Consider the following 7,507-nt stretch of genomic DNA (forward strand, 5'->3'; position numbering starts at 1 on the left):
TCTACCCGGCTTTGCCGCTCGTCTCATCGTCGGCGGTCGGCGAACGCGGCAGATGCCGGCCCCAGTCCGACTCGGCCTCGAGCTGGGCGGCCAGCGCCAGCAGGCGCCGCTCGTCGCCCATGGGCCCGAGCGCCTGGACGCCCACCGGCAGGCCGTCCGGGGTGACGTGCAGCGGCAGCGACATGGCCGGCTGGCCGGTCAAGTTGGCCAGTTGGGTGAAGGGCGTCATGCGCAGGGCGTCGGCCGCCAGGCGCGGCAGCGCGCCCGCCCGGAGCGCCAGCCGCGACACGCCGGGGATCGCCAGCAGGCCCATCAGCCGCTCCCGGGCCCGCGAGGGATAAAGGGCGCCGCGCTGGGGGGCCGGGGTGGCCGCCACCGGCATCAGCAGCAGGTCGAAGCGACGATGGAAGGCAGCCATGTCCCGGGCCACCCGGTTCCAGTGGCGCTTGGCCAGCTCGTAGTCCCGGGCCGGCAGATGGCGCCCCAGGCGGCCGATGGCCCGGGTGCTCGGCTCGATGTCGAGCCGCGCCACCGACACCCCGGTCTGCTCGCTCATCCAGGCGAGGTCGGCGGCCAGGTGGCCCAGGTAGAGGGTCAGGTAGCTGTCGGCCAGGGCGGCGCCGTCCACCGGCGGCTCGGCCCACTCCACATGGTGCCCCAGGTGTTCCAGCAACGCCGCGGCCTCCTCCACCGCCCGGCGCACCTCGGGGTCGAGGCGGGTCCCCAGCGCCGCGCCCAGGGGCTCGCCCAGCGACACCGCCACCCTGAGCGACGCCGGCGGTCGCTCCAGGGCGGCCAGGAAGCCCGTCTCGCGCGGCAACGGCCAGGGCCCGCCGGCCTCCCCACCGTTGATGGCGTCCAGCAGGGCGGCGCTGTCGCGCACGCTGCGCGTCAGGGCATGCTCCACCACCGCCCCCTGCCACACCTCGGCATGCTGGGGGCCGAGCGGTACCCGGCCGCGCGACGGCTTGAGGCCGAACAGGCCGCAGTGGCTGGCCGGGATGCGGATCGAACCGCCGCCGTCGCCGGCCATGGCCAGGGGCACCAGGCCGCCGGCCACCGCCGCCGCGGCCCCGCCGCTGGAACCGCCCGGCGAGCGGGCCGGGCACCAGGGATTGAGCGGATGCGGGAAGGCGCGCGGCTCGGTGATGCCCATCAGCCCCAGCTCGGGGGTGGCGGTCTGGCCGAGGATGGCGAAGCCCGCCGCGCGCAGCCGCGTGACCAGGCTCGCGTCCTCCGCCGGCCGCCAGTCGCGCAGCGCCGCGCTGCCGCTGGCCAGCGGCTCGCCGGCGATGGCCATCAGCAGGTCCTTGGTCAGGGTCGGCACCCCGGCGAAGGGCGCCGCCGGGTCGACCCGCGCGCCCTCGTCGGCGGCGCGCTCGAAGCGCGTGCGCACCACGGCGCCGAGCCCGGGGTCATCGGCCTCGATGGCCCGGCAGGCGGCCGCGAACACCTCCCCGCGACTCACCTCCCCGCGGCGGATCAGCTCGGCCAGCCCCAGGGCGTCCCGGGCACGATAGTCGCGCGGTTCCATGGGGAAGGCTCCATCAGGATTTGTTCCAGACTACGTCAACCGCCCGTCGCGGGCACGCCCCCTGCCGCAAGGCGCGGTTTATCTCGACGCCGACTTTCCCTATAATTGCGCGGCGTTGCGCCCCTATAGCTCAGCTGGATAGAGCGTCCCCCTCCTAAGGGGAAGGTCCCAGGTTCGAATCCTGGTGGGGGCGCCATTCAGTGCACGGCTGACTGCCTGCGGCACCACTACCCCCGGAACAGCAGGTCGCCATAGCTCCAGATGAGCGTGCCGGTGACGATGGATAGGTAGCAGACGAAGGGAACCGCCTTCCAGAAACGTCTGACCGACGCCACCAGGATATGCGTGACCGCCGATCGGGTTCCCGTGTTGCCGGTTGCATAGCACTGCACCTTACTGCGGTGATATTCCACCCCAATGGAAAACAGCACCATCAGGGCCCCGGAGCGCTGAAACCACTGGCCATCGCCGGTCACCAGGCTCGCATAGGCCGAAATCATCACCGGCACCACGGCCAGGAGCATCATGGCCGCCTCGACGAGCGTGGCTTCCGGTGTGGGCAGTCCCGCATCTTGCGAACGATGATCGGCCATGACGGTGGTTTCCCGGGATGGCCAGGCGCTATCCCTTCCCCTTAAGGGCGCGCCTGGCAATGGCAGCGAAGATGGCATCCAGCTCCCGCCCGATCGCCTCGAGGGCCTCTCCCCCCTCTTCCCGGTAGGGAGACAGCACATGACTGGGGGTCTTCCAGGACAGTGTCGCGCTGCCGTCGCCATCTTCGGTGACGTAGAAACGCATCGGTGCCTCGATCATGGCGGGCACGCTCAGTTCCAGCAGGCGAACCGCGAAATCGTTGCGGAACACCCCGACCACACGGTTGCCGGGAATCGTGATGCCTCGGCTGGCGGCGGCCTCGGTCGGACCGGCCTCGGTGACGACGAACATCCCCTCGGCCTCGACGGCCGCTTTCAAGCCGGACAGCAACGCCTGGTACCCGAGGGGCGTCGACTCTACCTCCCATCCCTCCGAGGGCCAGCGCGTCTCCGCCGCCAGCGGTGATGCCAGCAGCATGGCGAGCCCCAGTGACATCAGGTAGTTGCCGATCTTCATCGCGTCCTCTCCCATCGACGGTTCGAGCGGTCGTCCCCGGAGGCATCGTCAGGTTCGATGAATCGGGCACCTGGAGAAGAGTCGGCGCACCACCACCGTCCCTTACATGACCGGTCACCGGTTTGATTTCTGGAACGGCCGATACTAAATTGTCCGCATGACGAGAGGACGCCCCCTGGCCTTCAGCCCCGACGAGGCCGCCCATGCCGCCATGCAGGTCTTCTGGGCGAGCGGCTACGACAACGCCTCCACCCGGGACCTGCTCGACGCGATGCAGATCTCGCGCAGCAGCCTGTATCAGGCCTTCGGCAACAAGGAGCAGCTGTTTCTCGAATCCCTCAGGCGCTACCGCGAGGCACTGATCGGCCGCCTGGAGCGGCGACTGGCCAGCGCCCCTTCGGCGCTGGCATTCCTCGAGCGGCTGTTCCTGGATACCGCCGGCGAGGCGGGCAGCGATCGTGCTGCCCTGGGGTGCCTGATCTTCAACTCGGCCGGCGAACTGGGCCAGCGCGACGCGGCCACGGCTCGCGCCGCCCGCGACGGCGTGGCGGCCATCACCGGGCTGTTTCGCCGCGCCGTGGAACGGGCCAAGGCCGAGGGTGACATCGCCCCGGCATGCGACAGCCATGCCCTGGCCCACTACCTGACGCTGAGCATGGCCGGGCTGCGCACCCTGCTGAAAACCGGCACCGATCGGCAAGCGGCCCAGTCCGCCGCCAGGCTGGTCATCGACACACTGCGCTCCAATTGAGGCGATGGTCTCGATGGGGCTTCCTGTCATCCACTGCTGAAGGAGATTTCCCATGGCAGCCGACTATCAGATGCAACTTCCTCCGACGACACTGGATAGCGCCGACGAGCAGACCCGGCCGCTACTGCAGCAGGCCCAGGACAAGCTGGGCTTCGTGCCCAGGATGTATGAAGGCATGGCCAAGGTGCCCGGCGTGCTGGGGACCTACATGCATGGCTACCAGCACTTCCGCGAGGACTCCGGCTTCTCGCCTCCCGAGCAGGAGGTGGTGCTCCTCACCATCAGCCGCCTCAACGGCTGCGGCTACTGCATGTCGGCCCACAGCATGCTGGCCGACAAGGTGTCCCAGGTACCGGCCGAGGTCATCGAGGCGATTCGCAACGACGAGCCGATCCCGGATCGGCGCCTGGCCGCCCTGAGCCGCTTCACCCGGGTGATGTTCGAGACCCGCGGCATGCCCACCCAGGCCGACGTCCAGGCCTTCCTCGACGCCGGCTTCGAGGAGCATCAGGTGCTGCAGATCATCCTGGCCCTGGCCGTCAAGACGCTCTCCAACTACTCCAACCACGTCAATCATCCCGAGCTCGACGAGGCCTTCGCCGATCACGCCTGGCAAGGCTGAAGGCCGACCCGACATGAATCAAAAAGCATTCATGTTGTTATGAAAAACTGGACTTCACTTTCATGCACCGTCCTGAGACACTCTTGCGCCCTTTTGGTGCAAGAGTGGCTCGATGAAGACGACGACAGGGAAGTGGTGGCGACCGCGCACGGCGGCGAATCCGGACTGGCAGGACGCCCTCTGGTCATGGCTCGGGGCCTTCAGCGGCATGGGCGCAATCTGCTGGTTGAGTGCCCACTGGCTGGCCAGCCACCTGCTCATCGTGGCCTCCTTCGGCGCCACCTCGGTGCTGCTCTATGCCGCCCCCGAGAGCCCCTTCGCCCAGCCCCGCAACGTCCTGGTGGGCAGCGTGCTCTCCGCGCTGGTCGGCGTGGCCTGCTACCAACTGCTGGGCCACACCGCCCTGGCGGTCACCCTGGCGGTCTCGCTGTCGATCCTGGCCATGCAGCTCACCCATACGGTGCATCCCCCCGGCGCCGCCGCGGCCCTGGTGGCGGTGATCGGCGGCCCCCGGATCGCCGAGCTGGGCTGGTGGTATCCCTTCATGCCGATCGGTGCCGGCTGCACCATCATGCTGCTGGTCGCCCTGCTGGTGAACAACCTGGCACGCCACCGGCGCTACCCCAGCCGGGGCTGACGATGCCTCAGCCCGTCGCGGGTTCGGCCATCACCACGGCATTGCGTCCCTGCTGCTTGGCTCGATAGCTGGCCTGGTCGGCACGCCTGACGGCGCCAATCGCGCGGCGGAGCTGCCCTACGAGGAAACCTCACGCCCGAACGAGGGGCGAGAACGCCGACTCAATCGCGCCGCAGGCGCGACTCCAGCTTGAAGCTCATGTTGTCGCTGATGCAGGAGCCGCTGCTGCACTTGAAGTCGTTGCGCAGCTCCAGGTAGTAGACGCCCGGGGTCAGCGCCTGCTGGATACGGAAGTTGGCACCCTCGCCGCTCTCCTCGTCGGCAACGATCAGCTGGCCTGCGTCGTCGAGCAGCCGGGCGCTGTAGCCGCCGGGAAGATTGCGGGTCGTCGGCGTGATCGCCTCGATGGTGAGGGTGCCTGGCCGCTCGATCTCCAGGCGGTAGAGCCGCGAGCCCGAGGCCAACTGGCCATAGTGGGGCTGGCCCAGCCGCAACTCGCTGGCCTGGTTCGTGCGGGCGGACCAGGAGACGCAGGCGGCCAGGGTAATGGTCAGCAGTAACACCAGCGCCGGCTTGATGGGTTGCATATCGAAACGCTCCTTATCACGACAAAGCCGGCCCCTCGGGGCCGGCTTCCATGGTCGATCCGGGATCGACTAGGCGGTCGTCGTCACGACTTAGAAGTCGTAGCGGACACCCACGGTGGTCAGCAGCTCGTCGTCGAGGGAACGGAAGTTATCTTCCAGAGTCTCGTCGAAGCTGGTACCGCTGTCTTCCTGATAGAATTCGGCGAAGACGTACATCGGCTCGCTGAAGCGATAGTTGCCGCCCAGTACCCAGCGATCCTTGTCGTCGACATCGTCGAAAGCCATGCTGATGCGGGCATACTGGCCGTAGACCTCGCCCATGCCATAGTCGTAGCTGGCACCCACACCCATGATGCTCTCCTCGGCATCCGCGGCGCCGTCGGCAATCAGCTCGTCCTGGCTAAAGGTATCGGTGATTTCTTCGTACTTGAAGCGCAGGCTGAAGGCCGGGGTGAGGTTGTAGTTGGCGAAGAAGCCCACCAGGTCCTCGCCGGCGGCAAAGCCTTCGCCGTTGCCGCTGTCGTGGCTGGCGCCACGGTCGGAGACATCCTTGCCCTGATTGTAGGCCAGCGACAGGTAGAGGTCGTTGATGGTGTAGTCGACGGCAGCCGCGCCGGTCCAGGTGGAGCTGTTGTCGCGACCATCTTCCAGGGCACCGTTACCGGAGAGGTGCTTGGCCTGGACGTGGGCGCGGAAGCCGGTCAGGTTCGGGGTGGAGTAGGAGATGGAGTCGCCGCGGCTGCCGGCCGCGATGCCGCCCAGCTGCTCCCAACCCCGGTTCTCCGGCACATCGAAGATGACGTCGCCGGAGCGGTAGTAGACGCTGTCGAAGTTACCGACCATCACGTTACCCCAGGACTGGCTGTCCACGCCCACGTAGGTATTACGGATGGTGTCGAAGCCGAGAGAGTTCTGGGCGTCGGCCTTGCCGCGGAACTCCATGCGGGCGAAGGTGCTCAGGTCGCTGGTGACCTGATGGTTGGCGCGGAAGCCCCAGCGGGAGCCCAGATCGATAAATTCGGAGCCGTCGGCCTTGACACCGTCGCCCTCGGGGCCACCGGTGGTGACGGCATAGGCCAGGCGACCATAGACGTCCAGCTTGGTGCCATCCTGGTCGTAGACGGTGGCGGCCTGGGCGCCGGTGGCGGCCATGGTGCCGGCGATAGCAGTCGCTAACAGAGTCTTTTTCATGACGAAGTTCCTTTGACTAGCTGTCTGTTTCGATCGTTTGTGCCGTCCGCTCATGGCGGTTCGGCTGGCTTGCCGGTCTTGCCGCCGGTTCTCGTCTCGGCCGGCCTCCTCACGGAGGGCGCCGCTGCGAGCCCGACCACGGCGAAGCCTTGTTATAGTCCAATGCTCGCAAGAGGAACTCTATACCGGGTTCCGGGGGAACGCAACAAGAAAAAACACTGTTTTCCTTCGCGATGCACCCAACCTACGGAACTTTCCCCTGCGTATGCGGTCATCGGCGCCTCACGGCTGCCGACCGCTCCTGCCCCGGCCCGAGGCGCATGCACACCCCGCCACGGCAGTACCGAGCGTCTGCATGATGCCCTGCTGATATGACGAACACAAGTCAACGCCGGCCAACGTTGTATGACAAGCGGCGCAGGACGCTTCAACGGTCGTTGTGCTTGGCCAGCAGCGCGGTGAGCTTCTCTTCCAGGGTGGCGTGAGATGGCTGGGCGGGCGGTTCGGCGGCCTGGGGGCGGCCACGCTCCTCCTGCCCCTGGCGCCCGGAGCGCGGCTTGCCGTCCCGTTTGGCGCGCGCCTTGCGGGGGCGCGATTCGCCCTGCAGGCGGTCGAGCTTGCGGCGGGCATGCTCGGCGGACTTGGCATCCACCCGGCCGGCGGGCCGGCCCTCCAGGTCGATGCGCTCGGCGCCCTCGCGCACCGCCTTGAGATAGCGCGGCAGGTTCACGTAGCAGGCCAGCGCCCGGCGCACCAGCTTCTCGGGCCAGGGCTCGCGCTCGGCGAGGAGCTCATGGATGCCCACCATCAGCGGGCGGGTATGCCCCTTGAAGAAGGCATTGCCGTAGCGCTGGTACCACTCGTCGAGCAGCGCCTGGGGGGACGGGGCCGCGCCGACGGCGAGATCGCCCTGCCCGGCCTCGCGGGAAGCGGCTGCGGCGCTCTCGCCCGTGGCCGGCGGCGCCTCGTCGCCAGCGGCGGTGGCTCGCGTGGCGCTCGCGGCCGGCGGCTCGCCGGCGGGCGCCTCCGGCCCGGGCGCCGGCTCCTCACGGCCGCCGACGACGGGGGCCGGCGG

9 protein-coding genes and 1 tRNA gene are annotated in these 7,507 nt (G+C 68.4%); 4 read left to right on the forward strand and 6 right to left on the reverse strand.

From position 1 onward, the window contains the following. Nucleotide 1 precedes the first annotated feature (1 nt). Entirely contained in the window at nt 2-1,534 is a 1,533-nt protein-coding gene (locus QWY80_RS02125) for an amidase (protein ID WP_290229022.1), read from the reverse strand. 119 nt (nt 1,535-1,653) lie between these two features. Here QWY80_RS02125 and QWY80_RS02130 point away from each other — a divergent pair. Continuing rightward, nucleotides 1,654-1,730 (forward strand) — tRNA-Arg (locus QWY80_RS02130). 31 nt (nt 1,731-1,761) lie between these two features. Here the strand turns inward: QWY80_RS02130 and QWY80_RS02135 are convergent. Both QWY80_RS02135 and QWY80_RS02140 read right to left on the reverse strand, forming a co-directional pair. After that, the gene (locus QWY80_RS02135) at nt 1,762-2,127 is read right to left on the reverse strand and encodes a hypothetical protein (RefSeq protein ID WP_290229023.1); all 366 of its coding nucleotides are present in this window, start codon (nt 2,125-2,127) and stop codon (nt 1,762-1,764) included. Nucleotides 2,128-2,155: 28 nt separating this feature from the next. After that, nucleotides 2,156-2,644, reverse strand: a complete 489-nt coding sequence (locus tag QWY80_RS02140; protein WP_290229024.1) for a DUF302 domain-containing protein — start codon at nt 2,642-2,644, stop codon at nt 2,156-2,158. Nucleotides 2,645-2,801: 157 nt separating this feature from the next. Between QWY80_RS02140 and QWY80_RS02145 the strand changes: the two genes are divergently transcribed. The 3 genes from QWY80_RS02145 to QWY80_RS02155 all read left to right on the forward strand — a co-directional run bounded on the left by QWY80_RS02145 (nt 2,802) and on the right by QWY80_RS02155 (nt 4,654). Next, the gene (locus QWY80_RS02145; RefSeq protein ID WP_290229025.1) at nt 2,802-3,395 is read left to right on the forward strand and encodes a TetR/AcrR family transcriptional regulator; all 594 of its coding nucleotides are present in this window, start codon (nt 2,802-2,804) and stop codon (nt 3,393-3,395) included. 52 nt (nt 3,396-3,447) lie between these two features. Further along, entirely contained in the window at nt 3,448-4,017 is a 570-nt protein-coding gene (locus QWY80_RS02150) for a carboxymuconolactone decarboxylase family protein (protein WP_290229026.1), read from the forward strand. Nucleotides 4,018-4,129: 112 nt separating this feature from the next. Continuing rightward, entirely contained in the window at nt 4,130-4,654 is a 525-nt protein-coding gene (locus QWY80_RS02155) for an HPP family protein (protein ID WP_290229027.1), read from the forward strand. Between the two features lie 161 nt (nt 4,655-4,815). Here the strand turns inward: QWY80_RS02155 and QWY80_RS02160 are convergent, their stop codons facing one another. From QWY80_RS02160 to QWY80_RS02170, 3 genes are all read right to left on the reverse strand, one after another. Beyond that, a complete protein-coding gene (locus QWY80_RS02160; RefSeq protein WP_290229028.1) occupies nt 4,816-5,241 on the reverse strand; it encodes a hypothetical protein in 426 nt (141 codons plus the stop codon). Nucleotides 5,242-5,331: 90 nt separating this feature from the next. Beyond that, a complete protein-coding gene (locus tag QWY80_RS02165) occupies nt 5,332-6,432 on the reverse strand; it encodes a porin (RefSeq protein ID WP_290229029.1) in 1,101 nt (366 codons plus the stop codon). A gap of 427 nt (nt 6,433-6,859) precedes the next feature. Beyond that, nucleotides 6,860-7,507, reverse strand: a 648-nt coding sequence (locus QWY80_RS02170; protein WP_290229030.1) for a ProQ/FINO family protein, incomplete at its 5' end; no start/stop codon positions are given.

The organism is Halomonas ramblicola, from assembly GCF_030409215.1.
GTDB classification, from domain to species: domain Bacteria; phylum Pseudomonadota; class Gammaproteobacteria; order Pseudomonadales; family Halomonadaceae; genus Halomonas; species Halomonas ramblicola.

What these genes read in the sequence shown, in the direction of transcription:
- QWY80_RS02145 (WP_290229025.1), top strand. Translation starts at nt 2,802, where the DNA reads ATGACGAGAGGACGCCCCCTGGCCTTCAGCCCCGACGAGGCCGCCCAT.
- QWY80_RS02140 (WP_290229024.1), bottom strand. Translation starts at nt 2,644, where the DNA reads ATGAAGATCGGCAACTACCTGATGTCACTGGGGCTCGCCATGCTGCTG.
- QWY80_RS02160 (WP_290229028.1), bottom strand. Translation starts at nt 5,241, where the DNA reads ATGCAACCCATCAAGCCGGCGCTGGTGTTACTGCTGACCATTACCCTG.
- QWY80_RS02125 (WP_290229022.1), bottom strand. Translation starts at nt 1,534, where the DNA reads ATGGAACCGCGCGACTATCGTGCCCGGGACGCCCTGGGGCTGGCCGAG.
- QWY80_RS02135 (WP_290229023.1), bottom strand. Translation starts at nt 2,127, where the DNA reads ATGGCCGATCATCGTTCGCAAGATGCGGGACTGCCCACACCGGAAGCC.
- QWY80_RS02150 (WP_290229026.1), top strand. Translation starts at nt 3,448, where the DNA reads ATGGCAGCCGACTATCAGATGCAACTTCCTCCGACGACACTGGATAGC.
- QWY80_RS02155 (WP_290229027.1), top strand. Translation starts at nt 4,130, where the DNA reads ATGAAGACGACGACAGGGAAGTGGTGGCGACCGCGCACGGCGGCGAAT.
- QWY80_RS02165 (WP_290229029.1), bottom strand. Translation starts at nt 6,432, where the DNA reads ATGAAAAAGACTCTGTTAGCGACTGCTATCGCCGGCACCATGGCCGCC.